Annotated in this window: 32 protein-coding genes and 1 pseudogene; 2 read left to right on the forward strand and 31 right to left on the reverse strand. The window is 63.1% G+C overall.

Annotated features, from left to right (window positions below; all coding sequences use genetic code 11):
* Position 1: 1 nt before the first annotated feature.
* The 21 genes from NK214_RS06350 to NK214_RS06450 all read right to left on the reverse strand — a co-directional run bounded on the left by NK214_RS06350 (position 2) and on the right by NK214_RS06450 (position 15,235).
* Positions 2–1,369, reverse strand: a complete 1,368-nt coding sequence (locus NK214_RS06350) for a hypothetical protein (RefSeq protein ID WP_253314021.1) — start codon at positions 1,367–1,369, stop codon at positions 2–4.
* Entirely contained in the window at positions 1,324–1,908 is a 585-nt protein-coding gene (locus NK214_RS06355; RefSeq protein ID WP_253314022.1) for a YmfQ family protein, read from the reverse strand. The genes NK214_RS06350 and NK214_RS06355 overlap by 46 nt, the downstream gene beginning before the upstream one ends.
* A complete protein-coding gene (locus tag NK214_RS06360; RefSeq protein WP_253314023.1) occupies positions 1,899–2,996 on the reverse strand; it encodes a baseplate J/gp47 family protein in 1,098 nt (365 codons plus the stop codon). The genes NK214_RS06355 and NK214_RS06360 overlap by 10 nt, the downstream gene beginning before the upstream one ends.
* A complete protein-coding gene (locus NK214_RS06365) occupies positions 2,986–3,402 on the reverse strand; it encodes a phage GP46 family protein (protein WP_253314024.1) in 417 nt (138 codons plus the stop codon). Before NK214_RS06365 ends, NK214_RS06360 begins: the two co-directional genes overlap by 11 nt.
* Before the next feature lie 2 nt (positions 3,403–3,404).
* Positions 3,405–3,947, reverse strand: a complete 543-nt coding sequence (locus NK214_RS06370) for a phage baseplate assembly protein V (protein WP_253314025.1) — start codon at positions 3,945–3,947, stop codon at positions 3,405–3,407.
* An 8-nt stretch (positions 3,948–3,955) separates the two neighbouring features.
* Positions 3,956–5,089 carry a phage baseplate assembly protein gene (locus tag NK214_RS06375; protein WP_253314026.1) on the reverse strand — a complete coding sequence of 378 codons (1,134 nt, stop codon included), beginning with the start codon at positions 5,087–5,089 and terminating at the stop codon, positions 3,956–3,958.
* Positions 5,082–6,275, reverse strand: a complete 1,194-nt coding sequence (locus NK214_RS06380) for a DNA circularization protein (RefSeq protein ID WP_253314027.1) — start codon at positions 6,273–6,275, stop codon at positions 5,082–5,084. The genes NK214_RS06375 and NK214_RS06380 overlap by 8 nt, the downstream gene beginning before the upstream one ends.
* Before the next feature lie 42 nt (positions 6,276–6,317).
* Entirely contained in the window at positions 6,318–8,183 is a 1,866-nt protein-coding gene (locus tag NK214_RS06385; RefSeq protein ID WP_253314028.1) for a phage tail tape measure protein, read from the reverse strand.
* Complete coding sequence (locus NK214_RS06390; protein ID WP_253314088.1) at positions 8,176–8,373, reverse strand: hypothetical protein; 198 nt, start codon at positions 8,371–8,373, stop codon at positions 8,176–8,178. The genes NK214_RS06385 and NK214_RS06390 overlap by 8 nt, the downstream gene beginning before the upstream one ends.
* Positions 8,316–8,615 (reverse strand): phage tail assembly protein, encoded by a 300-nt coding sequence (locus NK214_RS06395; RefSeq protein WP_253314029.1) that lies wholly within the window; start codon positions 8,613–8,615, stop codon positions 8,316–8,318. The genes NK214_RS06390 and NK214_RS06395 overlap by 58 nt, the downstream gene beginning before the upstream one ends.
* Positions 8,612–8,971 (reverse strand): phage tail tube protein, encoded by a 360-nt coding sequence (locus NK214_RS06400; protein ID WP_253314030.1) that lies wholly within the window; start codon positions 8,969–8,971, stop codon positions 8,612–8,614. The genes NK214_RS06395 and NK214_RS06400 overlap by 4 nt, the downstream gene beginning before the upstream one ends.
* 57 nt (positions 8,972–9,028) lie before the next feature.
* On the reverse strand, positions 9,029–10,513 hold the full coding sequence (locus NK214_RS25090) for a phage tail sheath subtilisin-like domain-containing protein (protein ID WP_305883543.1): 1,485 nt from the start codon (positions 10,511–10,513) through the stop codon (positions 9,029–9,031).
* Complete coding sequence (locus tag NK214_RS06410; RefSeq protein WP_253314031.1) at positions 10,513–10,680, reverse strand: DUF2635 domain-containing protein; 168 nt, start codon at positions 10,678–10,680, stop codon at positions 10,513–10,515. The genes NK214_RS25090 and NK214_RS06410 overlap by 1 nt, the downstream gene beginning before the upstream one ends.
* A gap of 11 nt (positions 10,681–10,691) precedes the next feature.
* Positions 10,692–11,270: a hypothetical protein gene (locus NK214_RS06415; RefSeq protein WP_253314032.1), complete on the reverse strand. Its 579-nt coding sequence runs from the start codon at positions 11,268–11,270 to the stop codon at positions 10,692–10,694.
* Between the two features lie 63 nt (positions 11,271–11,333).
* The gene (locus NK214_RS06420; protein ID WP_253314033.1) at positions 11,334–11,654 is read right to left on the reverse strand and encodes a DUF4429 domain-containing protein; all 321 of its coding nucleotides are present in this window, start codon (positions 11,652–11,654) and stop codon (positions 11,334–11,336) included.
* A gap of 67 nt (positions 11,655–11,721) precedes the next feature.
* The gene (locus NK214_RS06425; protein WP_253314034.1) at positions 11,722–12,237 is read right to left on the reverse strand and encodes a hypothetical protein; all 516 of its coding nucleotides are present in this window, start codon (positions 12,235–12,237) and stop codon (positions 11,722–11,724) included.
* Complete coding sequence (locus NK214_RS06430; protein WP_253314035.1) at positions 12,230–12,565, reverse strand: head-tail adaptor protein; 336 nt, start codon at positions 12,563–12,565, stop codon at positions 12,230–12,232. The genes NK214_RS06425 and NK214_RS06430 overlap by 8 nt, the downstream gene beginning before the upstream one ends.
* Positions 12,562–13,113 (reverse strand): head-tail connector protein, encoded by a 552-nt coding sequence (locus NK214_RS06435; RefSeq protein WP_253314036.1) that lies wholly within the window; start codon positions 13,111–13,113, stop codon positions 12,562–12,564. Before NK214_RS06435 ends, NK214_RS06430 begins: the two co-directional genes overlap by 4 nt.
* A 51-nt stretch (positions 13,114–13,164) precedes the next feature.
* Positions 13,165–13,407 (reverse strand): hypothetical protein, encoded by a 243-nt coding sequence (locus NK214_RS06440; RefSeq protein ID WP_253314037.1) that lies wholly within the window; start codon positions 13,405–13,407, stop codon positions 13,165–13,167.
* A 44-nt stretch (positions 13,408–13,451) separates the two neighbouring features.
* The gene (locus tag NK214_RS06445; RefSeq protein WP_253314038.1) at positions 13,452–14,699 is read right to left on the reverse strand and encodes a phage major capsid protein; all 1,248 of its coding nucleotides are present in this window, start codon (positions 14,697–14,699) and stop codon (positions 13,452–13,454) included.
* Complete coding sequence (locus NK214_RS06450; RefSeq protein ID WP_253314039.1) at positions 14,696–15,235, reverse strand: HK97 family phage prohead protease; 540 nt, start codon at positions 15,233–15,235, stop codon at positions 14,696–14,698. The genes NK214_RS06445 and NK214_RS06450 overlap by 4 nt, the downstream gene beginning before the upstream one ends.
* Positions 15,236–15,313: 78 nt before the next feature.
* Here NK214_RS06450 and NK214_RS06455 point away from each other — a divergent pair, with 78 nt between their 5' ends.
* Positions 15,314–15,622 carry a hypothetical protein gene (locus NK214_RS06455; RefSeq protein ID WP_253314040.1) on the forward strand — a complete coding sequence of 103 codons (309 nt, stop codon included), beginning with the start codon at positions 15,314–15,316 and terminating at the stop codon, positions 15,620–15,622.
* 5 nt (positions 15,623–15,627) lie between these two features.
* On the opposite strand, the gene NK214_RS06460 is transcribed toward NK214_RS06455, so the two are convergent.
* The 4 genes from NK214_RS06460 to NK214_RS06475 all read right to left on the reverse strand — a co-directional run bounded on the left by NK214_RS06460 (position 15,628) and on the right by NK214_RS06475 (position 19,605).
* Positions 15,628–16,869, reverse strand: a complete 1,242-nt coding sequence (locus NK214_RS06460) for a phage portal protein (protein ID WP_253314041.1) — start codon at positions 16,867–16,869, stop codon at positions 15,628–15,630.
* Positions 16,869–18,536, reverse strand: a complete 1,668-nt coding sequence (locus NK214_RS06465) for a terminase TerL endonuclease subunit (protein WP_253314042.1) — start codon at positions 18,534–18,536, stop codon at positions 16,869–16,871. The genes NK214_RS06460 and NK214_RS06465 overlap by 1 nt, the downstream gene beginning before the upstream one ends.
* A 50-nt stretch (positions 18,537–18,586) precedes the next feature.
* Complete coding sequence (locus tag NK214_RS06470; protein WP_253314043.1) at positions 18,587–19,102, reverse strand: P27 family phage terminase small subunit; 516 nt, start codon at positions 19,100–19,102, stop codon at positions 18,587–18,589.
* Between the two features lie 158 nt (positions 19,103–19,260).
* A complete protein-coding gene (locus NK214_RS06475) occupies positions 19,261–19,605 on the reverse strand; it encodes an HNH endonuclease (protein WP_371926189.1) in 345 nt (114 codons plus the stop codon).
* Here NK214_RS06475 and NK214_RS25155 point away from each other — a divergent pair.
* Positions 19,528–19,782: pseudogene (locus NK214_RS25155) on the forward strand (hypothetical protein); the annotation flags it as partial. The gene NK214_RS06475 and the pseudogene NK214_RS25155 sit on opposite strands and share 78 nt — an antisense overlap.
* Before the next feature lie 67 nt (positions 19,783–19,849).
* On the opposite strand, the gene NK214_RS06480 reads toward NK214_RS25155, so the two are convergent.
* The 6 genes from NK214_RS06480 to NK214_RS06505 all read right to left on the reverse strand — a co-directional run bounded on the left by NK214_RS06480 (position 19,850) and on the right by NK214_RS06505 (position 22,967).
* A complete protein-coding gene (locus NK214_RS06480) occupies positions 19,850–20,359 on the reverse strand; it encodes a hypothetical protein (RefSeq protein ID WP_253314045.1) in 510 nt (169 codons plus the stop codon).
* A gap of 88 nt (positions 20,360–20,447) precedes the next feature.
* Positions 20,448–21,059, reverse strand: a complete 612-nt coding sequence (locus tag NK214_RS06485) for a hypothetical protein (protein ID WP_253314046.1) — start codon at positions 21,057–21,059, stop codon at positions 20,448–20,450.
* Positions 21,052–21,966, reverse strand: coding sequence for a hypothetical protein (locus tag NK214_RS06490; protein WP_253314047.1), 915 nt, complete (start codon positions 21,964–21,966; stop codon positions 21,052–21,054). Before NK214_RS06490 ends, NK214_RS06485 begins: the two co-directional genes overlap by 8 nt.
* Positions 21,953–22,144 carry a hypothetical protein gene (locus tag NK214_RS06495; protein ID WP_253314048.1) on the reverse strand — a complete coding sequence of 64 codons (192 nt, stop codon included), beginning with the start codon at positions 22,142–22,144 and terminating at the stop codon, positions 21,953–21,955. The genes NK214_RS06490 and NK214_RS06495 overlap by 14 nt, the downstream gene beginning before the upstream one ends.
* Positions 22,144–22,368, reverse strand: a complete 225-nt coding sequence (locus NK214_RS06500) for a hypothetical protein (protein WP_253314049.1) — start codon at positions 22,366–22,368, stop codon at positions 22,144–22,146. Before NK214_RS06500 ends, NK214_RS06495 begins: the two co-directional genes overlap by 1 nt.
* A gap of 137 nt (positions 22,369–22,505) precedes the next feature.
* Entirely contained in the window at positions 22,506–22,967 is a 462-nt protein-coding gene (locus NK214_RS06505; RefSeq protein WP_253314050.1) for a phage regulatory CII family protein, read from the reverse strand.
* Positions 22,968–22,986: the final 19 nt, after the last annotated feature.

The raw sequence follows: 22,986 nt of genomic DNA on the forward strand, positions 1-22,986 counted from the left end.
CTTAATATCCTATGGCAAAAATTCGGGGCGTCATACCGCCAGACAAGGTACCGTTACCGTTCCATTGCGAAACGACGACGCAGTTACTGGAAGTGAACGACCGTTCCTGAAACCATGCGTCGGACAAGTTATTGGTAGTGGCACGGGTCGAAACCATGAGATGGAGACATCCGTTCGGAAACGTCACGGGGAACGCGATAGTCTGGTCCTGGTCGCCGACGGTAGTTTGCGCTCCGGAGGCCCACTGCAGGATCAAACCACCCAGCCACCACGGAAAGGCGATGTATCCGTTTGACGTCAAGCTGATACTAAAGCCGCCGCGCAGTTTTTTCGGTGTCACGAGGGTCACGTCATCGGCACCCGCATTGACTTCCGCCTGGGTTGCGACCCGGGCCAGCCCGGCCGTCGCCTCGGTCGTGGAGCTGCCACCTTGAACACCTGATGGCACGGTCAACACCCCCGTATTGGCGTCAAGTGTCATGGCGGATGTCCAATTGACCGCAGAGTCTGCAGCCCCGTTTGCACCCACTTTCCAGACGTGCTTCCCGGCCGAGGAGTCCTGGTGATACTGCAGGGCGAAGCCAGCGGCGAGACGCTTGTAACCGCCCGATGTTTGGTACCAGTTAGTGCCGTAGTAGGTGCTGTTGATGTCGGCAGCGATGGCCGTCTTCTCGTTCATCTGGATGACGGGGAACATGGCGCCCCACTGCCTGGGGATAACACCAATGCCAAAGTTGCCTTGGGCATCCGATGTCAGCGTTTCAACCCATGCTCCCCAAACCACAGCACCGCCGTCGTTCTTTCCTTGCCGAACCCACCGTTTGGGCGGTAAGCCGGCATCGCCCAAGGGAATCAGCTGCTGCAGCATCCAACCGTTGCCGACCCCAGAGGGATCAGAATGCGCCTGTGCCAGCAGGTAACACCAGGAGGAACCGATCGAGACTGGCGTATGGCCGAGGTTCTGGCCATCGTAAAAACCGGTTTTGAAGAAGGCGTTGAGGTCAGTACCGGAAATGTTGACCGACTTGGTATTAGGGATGGCGTCGGCGATGCCGTATCCGGCCAAGGAGCTTGGTCGAACCTCGCCCACCCCACCCCAGGCGATCCTCTTGATGGCTGCAAGCAACTGGTCTCGCCTAGCCACATCAAGTACTAACCCCGTGGCCTCAACGACATTCGCCAACTCCTCCTGAACCGCATTGAAAAATTCAGCGCCCGGCGTAGTCGCCGCCACGCCAGACTGCGGATTACCGGCAGTGAAGCCGTTCTTGCCGGGGCCGAACATATCGACGGCCGGGTTGCGGTTATTGCCTACTCGTTGCATCAGCTTGCTCCATAGGAAATCAAAACAGTGGATGGCTGCGGGCACTCGCGCTCCATCACACAAGCCAGTTCGGTGCCGCCCCAACTACGCAGCGGATCTTCAGCACCGGACTCACAGGTGGCTTCCGCCACCTGCACGCCATCCGGTACCAGCAGCGTCCAGACAAAACGCCAATCCTCGCTGTTGATCGGCTCCTCGCAGGTGAACTCACAGGTGTGCGCTCGGTGGCGCCTTGTCGTCACACCCTCATAGCCCAGCGCTTGAGCGATCTGCACAAAGCGGGGAATGCGCACCCCACCGGCATCGGTCAGCCGCGCCACCAGCGATGCGCGCCGCTCGGCCAGCGTGGGCGTGGCGGCACTGCAGCTATCCGGCAGACCGAAATCTGCCTCCCAGTCCGGCAGCATCGCCAGCGCTTTGTAAGGATTGCCCTCATCCAGCAACTGGCCCACCGCGGCATCCACCGCGGCCAATCGCCGGGCGGCCACTTTCACGAACGCGGCCAGTTCGGCGTTGTCACGCGCCCAGGCCGGCCCAGGCGGCAGCAGCCGCCATAGCACGTCTTCATAATCACTTACGTCCATGTGATCACCCCTAGCTCGGCCAACTCACCCACCGCGCACACCACGTCGCCGGCAGGCACTGACATCACATGGTCGGCTTCACCGGGCACGGCGCTGACCGCCTCGGCCAGGTGGCTGCGCGGGATGGTCACACCCTCCACCGGAAGCACCGTGCGCCCGTTGTTGTCACGCTTTACCGGCGAGGCCTCAGCGGCAATCTTTTCGCGCAAGGCAACCGTGACCGCCGCTCGCATCGCCGGTGTGTCCGGCACGATATGAAGGGTGATGTTCACCGGCTTGGCCACCGGCGCCATGGCGAAGATTTCCCCCCACGGCGCGCCGGTAGTCTCCAGGTGCACGCGCACCGCCTCGCACTCAGCCGGCACTGGAAAGGGGTCAACGTCGTCATCACGCATGAAGTACAGCCCCATGCTACCCAGCCCCAGAAACCTGGGCGCCGCCCAGGCACGGGTGACTCCGGCAACTTCCCGCGCCCAGTTTTCCCAGTCCACGCTGCGGCCGGTTTGGGCACCCGCCTCAGTAACCCCCAAAATGCGCTGACGGTAGCTTTCGATATCCTCGGCGTCCGTGCCGCCAGCCAGCCCCCCCGCCTGCACCTGGGCGGCGGCATCCACCCCGGGCACACCCGTCGTCAGCTGGAGCCACACGCCGGCATCGGTGTCGCCATCAAAACCACCCACCGCCGCCTTGATGGCCAGATCCACATAGCCACCGGCACCGACCACGCCACCGGCCACCACAACAAATAGTCGGCCATCGTCGCGCTGCAGCTCGACATCGGCATCGACCGGCGCACCGACATTGCCGGTGAACCGAACCAGCCCACTGCTTTGCACCGCCGCGTTGGGCTTGTCGCCCCGCAGATAGAACGGCCCCTGCCAGGCCAGCAGCGTGGCCTCTGCCGCCGAACTGGGCAGCAGCTGCTTGGACTGATACTGCAGGTAGCCATACATGCCATGCACCGCCGCCGCGAGCGCCCGCCCGAACACGTCGGCGTCGGAGCGCAACAGGGCATCCGGGTTTTCTGCGCCGAGGTCGGCCCGGATATCGCGCGTCAGCTGGCTCAGGGTTGGGATTTCATACGCCATGCGTCAGGCTCCAAATATCAGAAAGGTCTGCCGTCAGGGTCTTGCCACTGCGCAGGGTGATCAGCACACGGATGGCCAAGCCATCATCACCAAGACGCGACACCGTCACGTCCACGGCGCTGGCTTGCCGGCTGTCCAGCCACCACTGCAGCGCTTCGCGGGTGTAGTCGTGGGCGTCACGCTGGGCATCGGCATCCAGCCGCCGGCGCGACAGCAGCCACAGCCGTGAACCGACGCCGGCCGGCAAGGCCGCATCCAGTCCTTCCGCCCACCAGCCCTGCCAATCGCCGTCGACCGGGTCGCCCTGCTCGGCGCGGTGCCAGGTGAACAGGCTGATGGCCAAGGCGCGCGCGTAGGCGTGGCTGGCAGCCAGTGGCTTGCCATCCAGTTGAACGAGAATTTCCATAGTCAAACCTGCAGATTGGGCGGATCGGTCGGGCCGTTGGCCGTGCCGTTGTGCTCGATGTGGGTGTGGCCGTTATGGGCATCGCGCACCGCAGCCAGCGAACTACCGCCGCCCGCCGTGTTGTCGATAATGTCTTGCGCGGCCTCGATGCGGCCGGTACTGCGAAACAGCGGTGTGTTGGCCACCACTTCGTCAGCCGCCTTCAGAACGATGCGCGGCGCGGTGATCTCGATGCGATCCTGGTACAGCACGATGGTATGGCCGGCCGAGTTGTAGACCGCCGCCTCCCCGGGCTGGAGCCCGCGCACGCGGTAGCGGCGATCGCTGACGCTGATCACCACCCCGTTGCTGCGGTCGCCGCCCAGGAACAGCGCCAGTGCCTCCGCCCCGGGCTCAGGGCAGGCGGTAAAGCCGAACGGCTCGGCGTGCTCCATGCCGTCCTTCAGCTCGTCCGCCGTCAGCATCAGCTGCACCTGCTGCATGGCCGGCACCGGGTTGGCGCGCGTCACGCGCCCGCGGCCAATGAGGCCGAACAGGCGCTGCATGGCCTCTCTCATGTGTTGGGCTCCCAGTCAGACGGCAACAGGTACTCGAACTTGTCACCTTTTTTCTTGCGGTTTTTCTTGCGCTTCGCCGGGTCCGGCGGCTCGGGCTGATAGCCCTCCGGCGGCGCCACCACCATGCGCACCACCGACCCGTGATCGTCCAACCGGTAGTTGCAGGACACGATCAGCATGTCGCGGTCAAAACCCAGAATCGGGTCAATCACACGCACGATCTGGTTAAGCTGCCACAGCCGGCCATCGCTCTGGCGCCAGCCGGCCACCTCGTAGTTGGTGGTCAGCGCCTTGCCGATACGGTGATCGCGCTCCCACTGCGCGCGGGTCGTGGCCATGGCCGGCGTGAGGTTGCCGCTCTCGGTGATGACCTTGACCCGCTTGCGGGCAATGCGGCTGTCCGTTGCAGTGCCGGCCACCTCGTTGGCCGCCGCGCCGTGGCGGTGGTTGCCGGTGGCGTGCTGGCCGATCACGCGGTATTCGCTGAAGCACTCGCTGAAGTCAAAGCTGCAGTCACCCGCCTTGGCGTTGCGGCCCACCTCGATCGGATCGGTCGCCCGACCGGCACTCCCCGGCGAAGCCAGCACCAGCCGGCCCTCAGCATCGTCGGTAGACAGCAGGCGGCCAATCTTCAGCAGCCGGTCGACACTCTCGAAAACCGTCTCGCCCGGCTGGATGGTGTGATCGGCTACCACCTCGCCGTCGCCCACCTGGCTCACCACCGTGATGCCGTAGGGCGCCGCCAGCGCGGTGGCAATCGCCCGCATGGAACGCTGCTTGAACTGCGGCGGCTTGTTGACGGCAGCACAGTCCACCAGGTCGGCCGTCAGGCTGCGACCGGCAATGCCGAAGGCCGTGCTCTGCGGGTCGTGCGCCTTGGGCGTGGCGAACACATAGCCGGTCAACACCAGATCCTGCCCGATGCGCACCTGGCAGCGGTCACCGTGCTGGATGGGCACCTGATCGATACCGCCCGGCCCCAGCCGGGTGATGCCGATCTGGAAAGACCGGCACTGCTCATCCAGGCTGGCGGTGATATCCGCACTGGTCCAGCCTTCCCACACATACCCCCCCACCGTCAGGCTGACCCGGGTCGCCGGATCAAGCGCCGCCGTTCCGGCATCAGTCATAGGTCACCTGCAATTCCTGCACCGGCACAAACAGCGGATGCACGATGTTGTTACGGCTCAGCAGCTCATCCGCCAGCGCGGCGTCACCCTGCGCCCGGTAGGCCAGCACCAGCGCTGGCATGACAGCCGGCGGCGTGAAGGTCTGCAGCTGCAAGCCGATGGCCTCCACCTGGTTGAGGTGCGCCACGGCCGCACGCTGCACCACCAGCAGATACGCCGCCTGCTCATACTCAGCGCCGTCCGCCATGGCCCACAGCGAGCCCGACAAGTCCTGCCGCAGGCTGGACACATCGGCCGCCACCGGCAGGTTGCCACCATCGGCGGGGCGGCTGGTCGGCAGCGCGGCAACCGCCTGCAGGGTATTGGCCGCCACGCCGGCGGCCATCAGACCGACCAGCACCCCGGCCACCTTGGTGGACACCGTCCCGTTGCTGCGTTTGCTCAGCGCCTTGCTGCGCGCCCGCAGCACACGCATGGCGCGGCTTTGGTTGACGCCCCAGCGGGTCAGGTCGCCGTAGCGGTCGAACGCCCGATCCACCGACTCCAGAATGCTGAGGATCTTGCCCACGGCCGTCGCCGGCAGCGTGAGCACGGCATTCACCAGCGACTGCCAGCTGTCGAAGTAGTCCAGCACCGCCTCCACCGCGTTGCTCACGCCCTTGATCGCCGACATCACAGCCGAAACCACATCGCCGACCACCGCGCGCGCCAGATCCAGCGCCGCCAGCGCCTGCTCGGCCATGGACTGCGCGGCCGTCAGCATGTCGTCGCTGGCGCTTTGCAGCGGCGCCGCCGTGCTGGCCAGCGGCACCGGAAACAGCAGATCGCCGTTTTCGATGAACTCCAGCGGGATATCCACCCGCCCGCCGGCGTCCAGATTCAGCGACCAGCGCGCCGGCTTGGCGTACACCTTGATCCGCCCGAACAGCGGGTGCACCAGCTCGCCGGCCCCCGGCTCCTCAAGCACGGTCAGCAGCGTGTTGAGCTGCTGCAGCCAGTCCTCGCCACAGCACACCGCCATGAAGCGGTACGGCCGCGTGGCGCGCCCCATGTCTTCCACCCAGGGCTTGTCGCGCTGCGGGAATTCATGCTCGGCCACGCGGCGGCCGTTTTCGCCTTCCAGCGAAATCCACTTGATCGGCACGCCCTTGAACGAGGCGTCCCGCAGCTGATCCTTCCAACTCATGGCACCCTCCGGTCGTAAAAAAACCCGCCGAAGCGGGTTGGGTTATTGGCTGGTCGGTGCCAGCGATCGGCGGCCGTTGTTCTGGTTCACCGTCAGCTTGGTGTTGGTGGTGGCGGGCTGCTCGACGCGCGTGCCCGCCGGCGCACCATTGAGGTTGACCGTCAGCTCGGCCTTGGCCTGCTGGGTCGCCCCCTTGATGATGCTGGTGCCAGCGTTCAGGCTCTGACCAACCACCCCCGATACAGCATTGCCCGCCCACTTCGCCGCGCTGATCATCGGCTCGATGTAGGGCTTGACCCGCTCCCACATGCTCTTGAAGAAGGCCACGATGGGCTCCCAGTTCTTGATGATCAGGCCCAGCGGGGTGAAGTTTTCAAAGCCCCACTTGATGAACTGCCACCCAGCGTCGAACACCACCTTCAAGCCGTCCCACAATGCCCCGAAAAACTCACTCAGCGGCTGCCAGTTGTTGAGCACCACGCCCAGCGGGGTCCAGCCCAGATAAGTCTTGATGAACTCCACACCGGTGGACACGACACGCTTGATGCCATCCCACAACCGCGAGAAGAACGGCCCCACCTGCCCCCAGTTCGACAGCAGGAAGCCGGCAGCCAGCGCCATGACACGAATAGCAATACCCACCGGCGACAGACTGGCCACCGCATTGAACAGGTTCAGCGCCCCAACCGTCGCCATCAACGCAAGGCGCATCCCCAGCATGGCCGCACCCGCCCCCAACAGCCCCTTGATCAACCAGGGGTTGGCCGCCGCCATGTTCGACAGGCTAGTGACCATCGGCCCCGCCATCGCCATGAACTCGTTGAGCGGCGGCAGCAGCACGTTGCCGACGGCAATGCCGACATCGGTGACGCGGTTCCAAAACAGCTGCAGGCTGTTGGCCGTGGTAGCCGCACGCACGTCGAATTCCTTGGACATGGAACCGGCGTAGCCCGTGGCATCCCCCACCAACTTGAGGTTGGTCTTCAGCAAGTCCAGATTGGAGATGAACGGCGCGATCGCCTCGATACTTTCCTTGCCGAACAGCTCGGACAGCACCGCAGCCTGCTTAGATGCATCCACCGACTTGATGCGGTTGAGCACATCCAGCACCGTGCCCTTGGAATCCATCTGCATCGCCTTGGCGACCTTGCCAGCATCCAGCCGCAACGCCTTGAGCGTTTCTTTCTGCGACTTGGACGCCGCCGTGCCCTGCGTCAGCGCGAGCACAAAGTTCTTGATACCGGTAGCCGCCACGTCGGTGGGCACCTTCACGGCATCCATGGTCGCGGACAGCGCGGCGATGGTGCTGGACGACAGGCCCGCCACCTTGCCGATCGACCCGACCCGGGTCACCACCTGGGCCACGTTCTTGGCCGAGCTGTTGCCCTTGGCGTCAAGGTAGTTGATCTGGTCTGCCAGAGCCCGTACACCGTCCTGCGTCAGCCCCATCGCCGCGCGCCAAGCCGCCATCTGCTCGCCGGATTGCTCCGCCGTGAATCCGAAGGCCACCCCCATTTTGACGGCATCCTGGGCGAAGGCCTTCAGCTCGCCGCGAGCCACGCCGGAAGAACCACCCTGCGCATAGATGGCCGCGATTTCCTTGGCCGCCATGGGCAGCTGCAGCGCCATCTGGCGGATTTCGTTGTTCATCTCCGCGAACTGCTGCGGCGTGTCGAAATCCACCACCTTGCGCACATCGGCCATGGCCGACTCGAAATCAATCGCCGCCTTGGCCGCCCCGACCAGCGGCGCCGTTACGGCCGCCACCTTGCCGAAGTCGATCTCGGCCATGCCGGACTGACGCAGGTTCTTGCGCAGCTTGGCAACGTTCTTGCGGATACCATCCAGCGTCGGCGACAGCTTGTCGACGCCGGTAATCAGCGCCTTGAGCTGAAACTTGTCAGCCATCGTTGGCCTCCTGCCTGAGCTTGTTGATTCGCTGCGCGTGGTCGCGCGCCTCGATCAGCCGATCAAGGCCGCGCTCGGCCAGGGCGAACGGGTCGACCTGCCACCAGGCCGCCACGTCGAACAGCAGCTCGTTCAGCTGTCCGAGGTCGGCGAACCCGGATTCAAGAAAAAACCGGCCACCGCCCAGCACGCGGCATTGAGGTCGGCGACATCCAGCAGATCCACCGACGACGGCGGAATGCCGGCACACTTGCTGATGTACTGGCAGGAAGCCGGGACGTTGATCTCCGGCATGTTTGCAGCGCCAATGCGATACGGCAGCACTCCAACCGCACGCGACTCGGCGGTGGTCGGCTTACGCAGCACCAGCTCGGTGATTTCTTCGCCATGCGCCGTGATCGGCGCGCTCAGCGGGATACGAATTTCGCTCATTGCCAGATACCTTTCTCACCGTTGAATTCCAGTTCCACCTTGCCGTCGTCACCCTTCAGCGCCGCCGGGTTCACCAGGAAGCCACCCGACAGCACGTAGACATTGCCGTTAGCAAACTCCGCAGTGACGGTCAGGTCGTCGTTCTTGGTGATGGCTTCGCGCGGGAAGTCCTTCGGCACCACGCATTCCACCTTCACGTACGGGATGACATCCGTCTCGCTGTAGTGGACGCCAGCGCTGGTCTTGAACGCCTCGCGCTCGACATCGGTCAGCGGCGCCTCGACGCCACCGGTGACAGCCAGCTGATCGCCGTCGACCTTGATGTAGCAGGTGCCGGCTACTTTCTTGTTGCTCATTGGCCACTCCTGAAATGGCAACAGCCCGCACGGGGCGGGCTGTCATGGGGTTATCGCTTAGCTGTACTGCAGGCGGAACTGGTTGAGCAGAGCCACCACGCGCAGGCCGTTGATGTAGTCCGGCGGGTAGAGCACGTCCAGGCGGTTCGGATCGTCGGCGTTACGCTCCACGATCAGATTGGCCGCAAACTGATCGGCGTTTTCCACCCAGCCGATTTTCTCCATCTTGGCGTACTCGCTCACCAGCTCGCCACGGAAGATGGCCGGCGTCACGATCGGCGCCCCCGCGCCGAAGCGCGTGCCGTCGTTGGCCAGCTTGTGGCGGCCGTACTTGCTGGTCACCACGCCCTTGAGGCGGCGCAGCACGGCCGCCGACAGGTGCAGCGTTTCGCTGTCCAGATAGCTGTTGTCCGGGCTGCCCCAGGCATTCTTCTGGTAGGTGGTAATGGCACGCTCGACGTGCACGGTGTCGGCGGCGGTGTAGCTGGTGGCAATGCCGTTGCTCAGCAGCGTCTTGCGCTCGGAAATGGCGAAACGCTTACCGGCACGCGCCGGCAGGATGCCTTCCAGCGCCCCGCTCTGCGTCGGCCGGGACGGGTCAGCCTTCAGATACACCGCGTTGCGGGCAGCGTAGGCCGCCGCGTAGCCCCACGGTGCCGCCTGCACGTCCAGCTCATAGCCGGCGATAGTGCAGTGCTGATCGTTACGGGCCGCACCCAGCGTCACCAGCGTGGCCATGCTGCCGCGCGCCGCACTGTAGACATGGCCGTAAATCTGACGCAGGTAGCTCCAGCGGCCGGCGCTGTCGCCCATTTCCAGCTTCAGCGCATTCAGCGCCGCCGTGTCGGTGTACGGACTGGCGATGAAGTCGTATTCCTCGTCGCCCATACCGGTGATGGCCGGCGCCAGATCAGGGGCACCCGCGCCGCCGGCCATGTCGACGATGGCGCAGGTCAGGCCAGCCGGCAGCGCCTCGCCGCCTGCCAGGCCGTAGTAGTTGGCCACCACCGGAATGCCGTTACCCGTCAGTCCGGTCCAGCGCGCCGTTAGGGTGACCACGCCGGCCACCGCCGCCGCCGTTACCGGCAGATCGGCATTGGCCGTGATGGCAGCCGCCAGCGCCGTCGCCACAGCCGCCACAGCATCCGCCGCCCCCACGGCCACCTGCACACGCTGACCATCGATATACACAGTCAGCGTGCCGGCCGCGGTGACCGCACCGCCCAGGGTGATGGTGCCGGCGGCAGCGGCGCCGGCCGGATCAGCCACCGCCATGCCCCAGATGGTGGCCAGCGGATCGGACTTGATATAGCGCTCGTACATGTTGGCCAGCATCGAGCCGCGGCCGAACAGCGTCCACACGGTCGCGATGTTGTTCAGCAGCTGCGGCACGCCGGCCAGCGCATTGCCGGCGGCTAGTTTCTGGCCGAGCAGCAGCGTCCGCTTGTCGGCCGTCGCGGTGTTGGCCGCGCTGTTGTCCATTTCCGCGTAGAACAGCGGCACGCGCATGTCGCTGGGAATGGCATTGAAGGGAACGGGCATTACTGGTCACCTTTCTTGATGGTTGGCGGCTTGGCCTTCTGCACGTCGCCATCCGCAAGGCGGCGCAGCCAATACTGGGTTTCGGGCACTTCACGCCCGGAAGCGGGCAACACGTCGCCCAGGACGGGGTCCGGCACGGACCGCCCGTCATTCGGTTTCACGTACATGGGTCAATCCTTCAGGTTGAAGCGGCAGGCAGGGTGATCTGCAGCTGGTGCTCGATCTGGCCATCCGGCGCCGGGCCGTAGTCGACATCGACGTGCACGCGCAACAGATCGGCCAGGCCGTCCCGCTCCACGTCATGCCAGGTGGCCGGCAGCTCGCCAGCGCCACGGATGCCACCGATCACGGACATTGAGGTAAAGCCGAAGCGGTAAATCACTCGCCCCCGGTTGAGCATCAGCAACGCACCGCCGTCGTACTCCACCGGATCACACCCAGGTGGCGACCAGCCGATCAGCGCCCGCCAAAGCTCGGCCCGTAGATCGTGCAGGCGGTCGGCCACGGCCTGGCCGCGCTCATCGACAGGCGCCAGCGCCACCACTACATCGAACTTTTCTTCCAGATCCTGCATGTAGGGTGCCGTCGTGGTCGGCGTCTGCGGGTCTTCCCGCGTCGGAACCACGTAAGCCGCCGGCAGATTCATCATCGGCGCGCCGTCATCCAGCAGCGCCGCCAGCTCCAGCGCCCCCGCCACCCGCCCGGCAAAGGACGGGCAGTAGCTGCGCAGCTGGGCAATGATCGGGGTGATTTTCATAGCAACAGGCATTAAAAAACCCCGCCGAGGCGGGGTTGGGTTGATCACACAGGCAAGGCGCTGCTAGCGGCTCATCCGCTGCAGTAACTCACCATGCAGCGCCTCGAAGTCGGCCTGCTGCTTTTTGCTAAAGATGACGGCATTCTCGTTTTTGCTGGCCGCATCGACATTGCCACCCAGCGTCTTGCTGCCCGGGAAAACAAAGTGGATGAATCCACGACTCAGCCAGCCTGCCTGCTTGAATTCGACACTGGAGAGCGCATCGACCTTGACCGCCTTCTCACCCTTACCGAAAAACGCCGCCTTGGCGAGGATTCCCTCGCGCTTGATCAGCAGCAAATCGCCGGACAGCTCCAGCTGACCATTGATGCCACTCGCCTTCATACATTTCTCCGACTAGACATGGTGACCCGGATGCTATTTCAATCAAACGGCAGCGTCCACCCACAGGCTATTTTGGCCGCAAGGCGCGGCCAAGAGCAGCGGCCAGCACGCCCTCCACCTCTTGGGCAGAGTCCTGCAACGCATCCACGATGTAGTTGTCACGCGGCGCGATACGCCAACCAGTAAGCTTGCGCGCGGCGATGGCCTCGCCACGCGCACCAGCCGCCCGCCGGTTACTGCGGCCCAGCCCCTGCCCCGGCGCCAACTTGGTGACGCGCGCCCCCTGACGCACGCCGTAATGCAGATAGGCCGGGTAGTACTCTTTGGCACCTGCCGGCATGTTCGGCATCACCCGCACCATGAAGCCGGAGCGGCTCACCTTGAAGTTGATGGCATGCAGCAAGGCGCCTGTGCGATTGGTCGGGTAACCCTCCTGCCCCTTGCCCAGCGCCAGCAGCATCTGAGCCCGCCCGGTCACGATCTTGCCCGCCTGGCGAAAGCCATAGCGCACCTTGGTCTTGTCAAAGTCGATCCTGTCGAATTCGTCAAAGCCCTCGATGTGCATCGAGACCGAGTCAGCCATTGCGCAGCTCCTCGCAATCCAGCCGCATGAATGCCGGCTGATCGTTCAGCGGCGCCACACGGCGCACCCGGTAAACCGCCGAACCGTGCACCACCTCCCACTCGGCACCGAGGTTCTTCCGGGCGCGGATATAGATGTAATGCGTGACAGCCTCGCCCACCTGCACCGAACCCAGGTAAACCGAGCCGCCAACCGCATCAATCCGCGCCCGGGTCGGCATCTCGGTGACCAGCTCCGGCATGGTGGACATGTCCACCCCCGGCAGCTGCCGGCAGAGGCGCAGCCGAACAGGCGATTTCAAGTCGCCCGCCGCCAGCCGCCACTTCATCGCCAGCTCCGGTACGGGTCCAGCAAACCGTCCACAAAGTCGCGCGGCAGCTCCGCCAGCCGGCCGCTATCGGCCAGCGCCTCGCGACTGGCGTACGCCGTGGCCACGCGCTGCATGATCCAGAGCTTGATCGGCTCGGGCACACTACCGGCATCGGCCCAGGCCCCGCAGGTAAAACGCACGCGCACACTGACAGTTCCATGTGGCCACCCATGCAAGGCACAGAGCCTGTAACCCTTGGCCAGGCGCCAGTCTTCCGGCGCCAGATCGATCTCGGCGCTTTTGGTAATAGCCGTGACCCTGGCCACCGCCGTGACATCCTGACGCAGACACAGCTGCAGGGACGGGTCGTCGAACTCGCGCTCCCATACCTGCAGCAGGATCGGCCGGCCCAGCTTGTGCTGGGCTGCCTCTACCGCTGCCAGCGTGTAGCTGGTGAGCAGTGCATCGTCGTCGACAATGTCGGCATCGGCGCGGCACTGCTGTTTGATCTGCACCAGCGGGACAATGTCAGCTGCAGCCTGCGGTGTGATCAGCTTTTCCTGCATGGCACACTCCATGAAAAAAGCCCGCACGGGGCGGGCTTGTCGGGTTGGAAGTTAATCCGCGGGAGGGTCTTTCGGCGGGTCGTTTTCAGACTGGTCACCGCCAGCGCCGGACTTATCATCCGCCCCACCAGAGCCCTTGCCGGCCCCCGACTTCTTCGGCGGCTCGATCCAGCCCTCAGCCACGGCAGTTTCGATGAAGTCTTCCGGCAGATCCGCCTTGCCCTTCTCCACCTCAACCACCTTGATACCGTCCGGCGAGTACTTGAACGGCTTGATCACCTTCACTGCAATCATGTCAGTCTCCATGCCACCCGCTCAGGGGGCGGCGTTACGGGTTATCAGGCAGCAGCAATCTTCATCAGCTTGATGGCCTTGGAATCCATCACACCGCCACCGACACGCTTGGTGGTGTAGAAGCCGATGAACGGCTTGTTGCTGTATGGGTCGCGCAGCACGCGCACGCCACGCACGTCGGCGATGGTGTAACCGCGCTTGAAGTCGCCGAAGCCGATCGGCAGCGATCCGGCCGCCACCACCGGCATGTCGTCGTTCTCGACGACCGGCTTTTGCAGCAGCGTCGACGGCTCACCCGCATCGAGGCCCGGCTTCCACAGGTAATTGCCCTCGCCGTCCTTGAGCTTGCGGATCACCGGCAAGGTCAGGCTGTTCATGACGAAGGACGCATTCTTGCGATAGCCGGTCTTCAGGCTGTAGATCAGATCGAGCAGCGCATCCGGGGTGATAGTTGCCGCCGCGCCAGACAGCACGTATTGGAGCGTGCCGATGGGGCGCGTAGCGTCACCGGTGGCCGCGATGGCGTAGGCGAGAAAACCCTTCGGCTTCTTGACGCCATCACCGACCGTAAAGGCATCGTTTTCCTGCTCGCCGAACTCGATCGCCACCTCGCTAGCCAACCAAGCCTCGGCATCGAAGAACACGTCGTCGAGCATCTTCTGGGTCGCCTCGGGGTTGGCGTAGACCTCGCCGAAGAACGGAGCCACCCGCGCCAGCTGCGGCGTGCCGGTCGCCGCGCGGGCATCGGTTTCGCCGACCCAGCCGCTGGACGCCTTACCGGTATTGATCAGGCGTTGATACTCCTCGTTGCCAACGGTGATCACATTGCATAGGTCGCGCATCGGTGTGCTGTCGCGCTCGAACTGGATGATGTTGCGGTCCAGTTCTTCCGGAACCGCGAAACCGCCGTCCGGATCGGAGCCCAGGTTGAGCGCCTTGGCCTCCAGCTCGGCCAAGCCGTCATCGACACCCTTACGCATGAAGCGGCCGAAGGCCTGCTTGTGCTCGGCCTGCTCGGCAGATTGGCCGTTACCACCCAGACCGCCGCGGGCGGACTTCTTGACCAGATCATCAATGGACGCCTTGACGTCATCCAGTTCAGTCATGGCCTTGTCGATGTTGGCGAGCTTGACGTCCAGATCGCCAGTAGCAGCGCCCTTTTCGACTTTCCTGATGCGTTCGTCGTTGCTCGACTTGAACTCGTTAAAGGCACGGCCGAGGTCTTCGACAATGCGGGTCAGGTCGCCGGGGTTGGCGTTTTTGGTTTCAAAGCGGGACTGAGTGCCGTTCATTGCGAGGCTCCACGAATGATGTTGATCAGGTTTTGCAGTGCTTTTGCCTCATTGGCCTGCCGGGCCTCTGCGGCTTTTACGCCGTTGACGCGCGAAGCGTCATTGGCAGGAAAGGTGACGACCGAAACTTCCCACAGGTCGACTTGCTTGATGGTGCGAACACCGGTGACACGGTCGTAGCTGTCGTCCCGGGAGACGAAGCCGATCGACAAGCCGCTGACGGCATTCATCTTCATCAGCTCGTAAGCTTCCGCACCGCGCGCGGTTTTGAGAGCCAGCTTGCCCTCGACGTAGAGACCGACGTCGTCCTCGTGCATCTTGGTGTAAACGCCGATTGGCTCGCCCATTCGGTGCTGCCAGAGCAGCGCCGGCAGCCGCCCCTTAGCCGACCAATCCGCCAGCGAGGCATTGAAAGCACCTTTGACGACGATGTCTTGATCGCCATCCACCAGGTTGAACACGCTGGCGTAGCCAGAAAAAAGGCCGTCTTCATTGACGGCCTTTATGTGAAACGAAAAATCTTTTTGATCAAGCATGTCAACTCGCCTTGAAAGACATGTGCCAAGGCACAAATTAGGTAAATGGCATGTGCCATTTACATACTGGAGCGACCTATGTCCTCAATCTCCGCAAACGAACTTTCCGGAAACTATCAGTACAGTTGGCAGGCAGTACCCGGCGACAACCCCAAAATCACCGGCACGCCTGACAGCAATTTGTTAAGCACCACCGAGGGTTACGAAGTAATTGACTTCATCAATGGCTTTTTGAAGAACAACATCAACCCCCCTGTGTCAGTACAAACTCGCTTACCCACCGCCCATAAAATTGAGAAGATGATTCACCTTGCCAAAGGAAAGGTTGCGGATCACAAACGCTCAACCTACGTAACCTGGATCGTTAACAACTGGTCAAACCACTAATACGATCAGCGGGGCGGGCTGCCACCCCCCGCCCTTTGCTGCCCCACCACCTCGCGTACCATATCCACCGGCACCATGTTGAGCGGCACCATTCGAATATCGCCGCCGTCGTAGCCATCCATATCCTCCATTTCGAGGATCTGATTCGGCGACAGAGCACCGTTGTTGAACAACTTGCCGTAGAACTCGCCGCGACTCGTGACATCACCCCGCAACAGGCTGTTGAACAGGAACGCCGCGTAATACTGGCTGCGATCGGCGGGCTGAAGCAGATCACGGGCAATTGCCTGTTCCCAGCGGCGCGCCCACGGCAGCAGCGTGTCGGTGACATACTCCTGCGACTGGTGCTCGATGTTGCTGAATGTGGCCTTGTCCATGCTGTTGATCTTGTGCAACGGCATGCGGTACAGACGGGCGATTTCCTCGACCTGAAATTTTCGGGTCTCCAGAAACTGTAGGTCGGCGAGCTTGAGCCCCAGCGATTCCCAGGTCATGCCCTCCTCCAGGATCACCGGCGCGTCGGCGTTCTCCAGCCCGCCGTTTTCCTTCCAGCTGTCCTTGAGCCGCGCATACGCTGGATCGGACATCTTGCCCGGATGCTTCAGCACACCCGGACCGGTCACTCGCCCGCCGAACATCCGCGCTCCATGCTCTTCAGCAGCCAAGCCCAGCGCAAAGGCTTCGCGGGCGTACTCGATCGGCGTCACTCCACGCACGCCGTCCAGCGTCAAGCCGCGAAGGTGCAGCACGTCGCGCGGATCAAGATCGATACTGCCGCCCTTCGCCGCCTGGTAGCGGTACTGCAGACTGAAGTCATCCAGCTGCTTGACCGACATGCGGCGCGGGTCCAGCGGCAGCAGCTCCAGCACCCGCTTGCCGGACCGAACGATGCGGGCGTAGGCGTTGCCCCGCAGCAGCATGTGAGCCTGCATCAGCTGCACAAATTCGAACGAGGTTTGCCAGTCGTTCGGTGCACCGTTCAGCAACCCATATAACGGGTGATCGACAGCGCGATCCTTGCCGCGCTCGCGCCGCCTGTACAGGTGCAGCGGCAGCTTAGCCATGTCCTCGCTGAGGTTGCGCACACAGGCAAAGCAAGCCGTGAGCCGCATCACCGTCGCCGGCGTGACGGCCATGCCCGTTTTCGAGCGGTAATCATCCAGCAGGCGCGCCAGTAATGCGTCGTTCGCCAGCGCGTCGGCGCTTTTGCGCGACCACGGCCAGAGGGTCTTGAGTGAAAGTCGCATTAGAGTGTCCTGAGTCCGGTTTCTTCGTAGATGGACGTTTCGTCCAGATGCACCATGGCGCGCGTTGCGGCCATGCACATGGCGACAACCGGGTCGATCCGCCCCTGGCTGCGCTTTTTGTCCGGCTTGATGTTTTCGTTGCTATCGATCAGCAACGTGACGTTGCCGGCGCACCAGCGCAGCAAGGGGTTGGCCGCATGGCGCAGCCGCTTGCTGTAGACCAGCCGCTCGATGTGCTTGGCACCCGGCGACAGGCCGCCGAAGTTCTGCGGCAGCTTCACCATCGGCACGTCGTTCTCCAGCAGCTGGTTGGCCAAGTGCGTGCTGTTCCAGGTATCGAAGGCGATTTCCTGCACGTCGTAGTCCTGCACGGCCTGCTCGATCACGGCCTTCACCGGGTCGTAATCGGTCACATCGCCTTCGGTGACCGTGAGCCAGCCCTTCTTCGACCACGTCTTGTAGTCGGAGCCAGCATCCTGATCACCCTGCAGCTTGGCCTCGGGCACCCAGCACCAGACCAGCACATACCAATCCCCGTCTTCATCGCCATCCGCCGGCGGAAACAGCAGCACGAAAGCGGTGATGTCGCGGGTGCTGGCCAGGTCAAGCCCGCCGAAGCAGCGCCGCCCCTTGAGCATTTCGCGATCGAATTTCTTGCCACCCTTGTCCCACACGGTCATGTCGAACCAACTGAGCGCGTCGCCGACAAAGACGTTTAGGTCTTTGGTGAGGAAGCCCGCGCGAGCGGACGGCAGCACCTTGGCCTGGCTGGCCTGCTCCTGCATGTAGGTGTAGGTTTTGGCACTCCCCAGCGAGGGGTTTGCCTTGAGCCACACGTCGGGGCTGTACGGGTCGTCACCTTCGTCAATGGTGTAAATGACACCGAACATGCGGTCGTCGACGACTTCGCCGCGCAACACCTTGACCAGGTACGTACGGATCTCAACGCAGATGCCGTCGAGAATGAAGCCCGCCGTGGTGATGGCGTTGATGAGCGGGTGAAGTCGCGCACCAAGCGCGGATTTCATGACATCCCACACCTCGCGGGTTTTGTGGGCGTGCAGCTCATCCACCAGCACGACGTACGGGTTTTTGCCGTCCAGGCTCTCGGCGTTGGCGGCCAGTGGCTCGTAAACCGACTCGCCGTACTCGCCGAACAGCACCATCTTTTCCTGGTTGGCACCTTCAAAAATCTTGATGGACTTGGCGAGCCGCGGCGACTTCCTCACCCAGCGCTTGACGTTGGCAAAGGCCGGTTTGAACACCGGCATGGCCTGGGCGCGAGTGGTCGCAATGGTGTAAACCTGCGCCCCCTCTTCGCCGTCCATCATCCAGAGGTAGGTGCCGATCGGCGCCATCCAGGTGGACTTGCCGTTCTTGCGCGCCACCTCCTCATAGCCAGTACGAAACCGACGCAAGTTGGTGTCGATCTCGCGCCAGCCAATCAGCACGGCCGTCCAGAACAGTTGCCAGCCATCCAGCACGATGGGCTTGCCGCCGAGCGGGCCGGTGGTATGCACGAACCAGCCCTGCACAAAGTCGATGCAGTGCCAGGCGTGCGCCGGCGAAAAATAAAAACCGCGCTTGTGCGCGGTTTGCAGATCCCGGTAGTGACGCTCGACAGACAGCATGGTCAACTGGCCGACGACGATTTCCCCCTTGAGCACCGGGATGCCATACCGGACATCCCACTCCTGCCACTGGTCTTCCGGCGGTATCAGCCGGAGGCGGCTGACGGGTGGTTTCTTGCGTGACCGACGGCGCTGTCGAACAGATCGTCCTGCGGAGCCAGATCCGGCAGCTTGGCCTTGACCGTCGCCACCGACGGCAGAGTCAAGCACGATTCCGGCAGCCATTTGAGCAACTCCCCTTTCAGGTTACGGGCGACGTGGAATGCCTGGTGCGGCTGCTCGTAGCCGTTGGGCGATTTGACGAAGTAGGTGCCGCCCTGTTTTTCCTCAACCTCGCTGAGCTTTATCTCAGCGTCGATCCAGCGGATGTAGGTGCGGCAGATGATGCTGATGGTCAGCCCACAGGTGATGTGCTCGAGCCCGGCTTCGCGCAGGCATTCGCAGATGTAATCCCAGACCTTGCGCTCTCGCGGAGACAGCTGAGCCCCGGGAGGCGTGGACGGCGATTTAGCGCCGGCAGGATTTTGCTTATCACCCCCGCTTTTTGGCGTCGTCCCTGCCCCGCCATGAATGACGGCAAATGGCGGCTTAGAATCGTTCATGGTGCGCCCCAAGGCCTTTCGGCCATTAAAAAAGCCCCCGACGCGTCAATTAACGCCACAGAGGCCGTCTATTCTTAACCCCCCCCCCCCAGTTCAAAAAGGGGCTCCATAAATTTTCGAAGCTAGGCGCTTGGTCGCGGAGGTTTGTCCGTAGACTTTCACCCACCCCCTCCCCCACGACGGGGGTTGCCGAAGCCGCCATCCTCGGTCGCGGTCTTGCGGTCATGGCACGGCTTGCATAGCGGCTGCCAGTTCGACCGGGACCAGAACAACTTCTGATCGCCCTTGTGCGGGATGATGTGATCCACCACCGTGGCGGCTTCGATGAAGCCACGCTTCCGGCAGTCGACGCACAGGGGATGCTCGCGCAGATAACTCTCACGCGACCGCCGCCACTTGCTGTCGTAACCACGACTGGTTGCACTGCCGCGTTTTTCATCCGCCTCCTTCTGCACCTGCTTGCGATGCTGATCGCACAGGCCGGACCCATCACGCACCAACACACGACAACCGCGATGGCGGCACGGACTTGGAGCAGCTTTCGGCATACCGACCTCGAAAAAGAAAGCGCCCCGATCGACCGACCAGGGCGCCAATTCCACACGACAGGACAATGGGAGGAGACAACACGAAGAACACAACGAACACGAACCACCAATGCAAAAAGCCCAAGGCGTTAACCTTGGGCTTTATCTGGACGCAACTGTGGCGGTGTTGACGGCATGTTATTGGCGGATTTTCACTCTGTCAAGCTGCCTCCAATTCCATGCTGTAAATTTTTTGCAGCAGCGGCTCCAGCTCGCCGCACGCCGCAACCAGCCAACTATGCAGCACAACCTCCACATGCTGACGGTAGAAATTGCCTGCCGTCTCATGGTGGATGCCGTTTTCGCGGCCGAACTCACGGAACGATCCGAAGCCAGTCAGCCAGTGACGAACCCAATACTGCAGACCCGCCTTACCATAAGCCAATGCATCCGGCTCATAATGCGCAACGAACGAAACCAGATCGTCAAACAGACCCTGCAGGAAGGCCATGCTGCCATCGTTCACCCGCGCCATCAGCGCCAGGTGGAATCGGGCCTCAAGGCTGATCACCGCTGTCACGATCTGACGGGCTTCCATGATCGCCAGCTCGCGCCCTCTGGACGATTCGCCGCCACGCACTTCACCAAACGACGCAGCAGCCTTGACCCCTTGAGAAGAAAACCGCTCGAAAGCCAGACGAACTGCGCGCACTACATCAATGTTCTTCAAACCTCATCCTAATCACCCCCTGACCAGGACTCATAAACGCCTGCTTTTGCAGGTCTATCTATCGCGCGATTTTACCACAACAGCATGGTTACCTGCCCGCCAACATGGCCCGAATTTTCGCCAGCTCCGCCTGCTGCACAGCCCGCGTCTGCAACTTGGACTCCTCCGGCAGCGCCCTTCGCGGAACAGGCCAACTACCCCACGCCAGCACCTCCTCCAACACTCTCGGCCAGCGCCGCTTCATCGACTCCCAGGTTGAATTGCGCACATCGAACCACCCCAGCCGATCGGCAGCCCAGTACACAGCAGGATGACTCCACGCCTCCGGCAAAAAGCCCTCACCATACTGCCGCGCTCCGGCATGCCGCTGGGCCTCGGCAAACGCCGCCTCGTAATCCGGCACCGGCGAGAAATAGCGCATCAGCCGTGGCACTTCCAGCGGCGGCCACTCGCTGCCCTCTGCCTGGATACGCTGCAAGCCGATCTCCACCAGCTCCCGCGACACCTGCCGCCCAGCCAGCGCCTCAGCCAGCGCCCGCACAAACAGCTTGCTGGCGCGCTCGTCCGCCAGCTCGCGCCCAACCTTGCCAGGCCACCACGCCGTCAGCCGCATCAGCACGTAACCGGCCAGCTGCCGGAACGGATCGGACTGCGGCGCCGCACCCTCGGCACCACCCACCGCCAGCGCGCGCTCATTCATAGCCCATTGCCTCCCCGGCCGCAGCAAACACCCCGTCCAACCCGCCAGCCGGCTTCGGCGCCGCTCGCTGCCGCATCGGCACCACCTTGGCATCCGCCGGCGCAGCTACCAGCGACCCCGATTCGATGATAGAGGCCGCATAGCCAGCCACATTGCCAATGCCTCGGCGGCGCGTCTCGGCAATGGCCGCCTGCATCTCCAACGCCGTCACCTCGCGCTGCTGGCTCACAGCGACCACCCGGACACACGCCTTCATGACTGCCGCACTCGGCGCACCATCCCCACCCAGCAGCCGCCGGAACGCCATGCCAACCCCTTCCACAGAACCGGGCACGTCCGAATCGCCAACGTCAGTCGGCACGTCACCATCACCGGCAACATCGCCCGCGCGCGTATCCATCTCATATCTATCTACGGATAACGGATGTGTGTCGGCTATTGGGGTCTCGGTTACGGTCGGGTTACGGTCGGGTACATCATTGCCAGAATCAGTAAAACCCGCGCCGCTACTGGCTTCGCCCTGTGTCGGGTTACGGTCGGCTTCGCTCGGTCGGGTTACGGTCGGGTTACGGTCGGCTTTTTTCGAGGCGCAAAAATCCGATATCGCCATCGGCAAGCGCATGATCAGCTGCTTGCCAGTCATGTCCGAAATCAGATCCACCAGACCGACACGCACCAGATGCTGAGCCAGCCGTCTCACCTGCTCACGGCTCGGCATATCACGAGCAATACCGGGGCGCGACTCCACTTCCAGTGTCTGGCGCATACCGTCCCAGCTCACGCGATGCGTACGGCCAACCGTACCGGTGGCGTAATCCATACGCGGGCGCAACTCGCGCAGGTAAAGTACCTGCGCACCCAGCGGCAACCCCTGCAGCGCCTCCAGTTCAGCATCAGAGACAACCACGCCGCACCTCCGCAATCGACACCGCGCCCGACGGATAGCGCCGCAGCACCAGCGCGCCCTTGCTCTCCATGCGCAACATCTCCCGCCGCATCTCATCGCGCGTAAACAGCCCGCCATCCGGCTTGCGGACGTGCTGCAGCGCCCAACCCGCCAGATCAGCCACACTATCAAACCGCATCAGTCACCTTTCCTAAACGCATACCGCCGATCATGCAACGGCGCCAAGGGCCGATAACCCATGTCTTTCATGCGCAAATGAATCTCCTGCAGATACCCCTGACCGTACAGCGCCAGTAACCTGCGCTCCTCCATCTCCTGCCATCGCAGCCAACCACGCTTGGCAAGCAACATCAGGTAGTCGGCATCCCTACTCACCTGGCCGCTTATCTGTAGCCACTCCATGGCGTGCCACCCGGCTATCAAGTTGACGGATCAGCTGCTTCAGCAGCTTGCTACCCAGTTCGCGCTTGTCCCGGGGGTGCGCCTTGCGCACGCGAAACGACAGGCGCATCAGCACCTGCATCACCGGGTCACCCGGGTCAACCGGCCTCATTGCGCACACCCTTCCTGTGAGCGGCGCGCACTGCGCGCAGCACCGAATGCAGATGCTCGATATTGCCCAGGACAGCCTCCTCGATATCTGCCAGCTCGGCACCATCGATGCGGCCATCCTCCAGCGCCTGCGATACCGCCTCGCCCACATCACCATGGGCAGAGATCAACCCGGACAATGCCAGAATCGGCGAGCGGTCTTGCGGCCCAGCAAACTTCGACGGCATGCAGACAAAGCCCATCCGCTCGGCAAAGGCAAACAGCACCACCGGGTTGTCTGCCACCTCGCTGTAATCCACCGCATCGGCCAAACCAAACTTGTGCGACGTGTTGTGAGGGTTAACCTCATTGATCAGCACCTGGCCACGTTTACCCACGCGGGCCGCCAGCGCATGAGCGCCGCCCGGATAGTCATGCACCAACCGATACGCTGCAGCGTTGATATCCATGTTTCACCTCATTCAAATC

The sequence above is a fragment of the Chromobacterium sp. S0633 genome, assembly GCF_024158805.1.
Classification (GTDB): domain Bacteria; phylum Pseudomonadota; class Gammaproteobacteria; order Burkholderiales; family Chromobacteriaceae; genus Chromobacterium.

Excerpts from the sequence above, each read along its gene's own strand:
- NK214_RS06455 (WP_253314040.1), top strand. The coding sequence starts at position 15,314 with ATGTCCTCAATCTCCGCAAACGAACTTTCCGGAAACTATCAGTACAGT.
- NK214_RS06500 (WP_253314049.1), bottom strand. The coding sequence starts at position 22,368 with ATGGAGTGGCTACAGATAAGCGGCCAGGTGAGTAGGGATGCCGACTAC.
- NK214_RS06370 (WP_253314025.1), bottom strand. The coding sequence starts at position 3,947 with ATGCAGCGCCTGTTCGGCCTCATTGGCCGCGGGCGCGTGACGCGCGCC.
- NK214_RS06355 (WP_253314022.1), bottom strand. The coding sequence starts at position 1,908 with ATGGACGTAAGTGATTATGAAGACGTGCTATGGCGGCTGCTGCCGCCT.
- NK214_RS06485 (WP_253314046.1), bottom strand. The coding sequence starts at position 21,059 with ATGAATGAGCGCGCGCTGGCGGTGGGTGGTGCCGAGGGTGCGGCGCCG.
- NK214_RS06380 (WP_253314027.1), bottom strand. The coding sequence starts at position 6,275 with ATGAGTTGGAAGGATCAGCTGCGGGACGCCTCGTTCAAGGGCGTGCCG.
- NK214_RS06460 (WP_253314041.1), bottom strand. The coding sequence starts at position 16,869 with ATGCGACTTTCACTCAAGACCCTCTGGCCGTGGTCGCGCAAAAGCGCC.
- NK214_RS06375 (WP_253314026.1), bottom strand. The coding sequence starts at position 5,089 with ATGACTGATGCCGGAACGGCGGCGCTTGATCCGGCGACCCGGGTCAGC.
- NK214_RS25090 (WP_305883543.1), bottom strand. The coding sequence starts at position 10,513 with ATGCCCGTTCCCTTCAATGCCATTCCCAGCGACATGCGCGTGCCGCTG.
- NK214_RS06395 (WP_253314029.1), bottom strand. The coding sequence starts at position 8,615 with ATGAGCGAAATTCGTATCCCGCTGAGCGCGCCGATCACGGCGCATGGC.
- NK214_RS06400 (WP_253314030.1), bottom strand. The coding sequence starts at position 8,971 with ATGAGCAACAAGAAAGTAGCCGGCACCTGCTACATCAAGGTCGACGGC.
- NK214_RS06360 (WP_253314023.1), bottom strand. The coding sequence starts at position 2,996 with ATGGCGTATGAAATCCCAACCCTGAGCCAGCTGACGCGCGATATCCGG.
- NK214_RS06450 (WP_253314039.1), bottom strand. The coding sequence starts at position 15,235 with ATGCTTGATCAAAAAGATTTTTCGTTTCACATAAAGGCCGTCAATGAA.
- NK214_RS06495 (WP_253314048.1), bottom strand. The coding sequence starts at position 22,144 with ATGCGGTTTGATAGTGTGGCTGATCTGGCGGGTTGGGCGCTGCAGCAC.
- NK214_RS06410 (WP_253314031.1), bottom strand. The coding sequence starts at position 10,680 with ATGTACGTGAAACCGAATGACGGGCGGTCCGTGCCGGACCCCGTCCTG.
- NK214_RS06430 (WP_253314035.1), bottom strand. The coding sequence starts at position 12,565 with ATGAAGTGGCGGCTGGCGGCGGGCGACTTGAAATCGCCTGTTCGGCTG.
- NK214_RS06435 (WP_253314036.1), bottom strand. The coding sequence starts at position 13,113 with ATGCAGGAAAAGCTGATCACACCGCAGGCTGCAGCTGACATTGTCCCG.
- NK214_RS06470 (WP_253314043.1), bottom strand. The coding sequence starts at position 19,102 with ATGAACGATTCTAAGCCGCCATTTGCCGTCATTCATGGCGGGGCAGGG.
- NK214_RS06445 (WP_253314038.1), bottom strand. The coding sequence starts at position 14,699 with ATGAACGGCACTCAGTCCCGCTTTGAAACCAAAAACGCCAACCCCGGC.
- NK214_RS06420 (WP_253314033.1), bottom strand. The coding sequence starts at position 11,654 with ATGAAGGCGAGTGGCATCAATGGTCAGCTGGAGCTGTCCGGCGATTTG.
- NK214_RS06425 (WP_253314034.1), bottom strand. The coding sequence starts at position 12,237 with ATGGCTGACTCGGTCTCGATGCACATCGAGGGCTTTGACGAATTCGAC.
- NK214_RS06385 (WP_253314028.1), bottom strand. The coding sequence starts at position 8,183 with ATGGCTGACAAGTTTCAGCTCAAGGCGCTGATTACCGGCGTCGACAAG.
- NK214_RS06505 (WP_253314050.1), bottom strand. The coding sequence starts at position 22,967 with ATGGATATCAACGCTGCAGCGTATCGGTTGGTGCATGACTATCCGGGC.
- NK214_RS06415 (WP_253314032.1), bottom strand. The coding sequence starts at position 11,270 with ATGAAAATCACCCCGATCATTGCCCAGCTGCGCAGCTACTGCCCGTCC.
- NK214_RS06365 (WP_253314024.1), bottom strand. The coding sequence starts at position 3,402 with ATGGAAATTCTCGTTCAACTGGATGGCAAGCCACTGGCTGCCAGCCAC.
- NK214_RS06440 (WP_253314037.1), bottom strand. The coding sequence starts at position 13,407 with ATGATTGCAGTGAAGGTGATCAAGCCGTTCAAGTACTCGCCGGACGGT.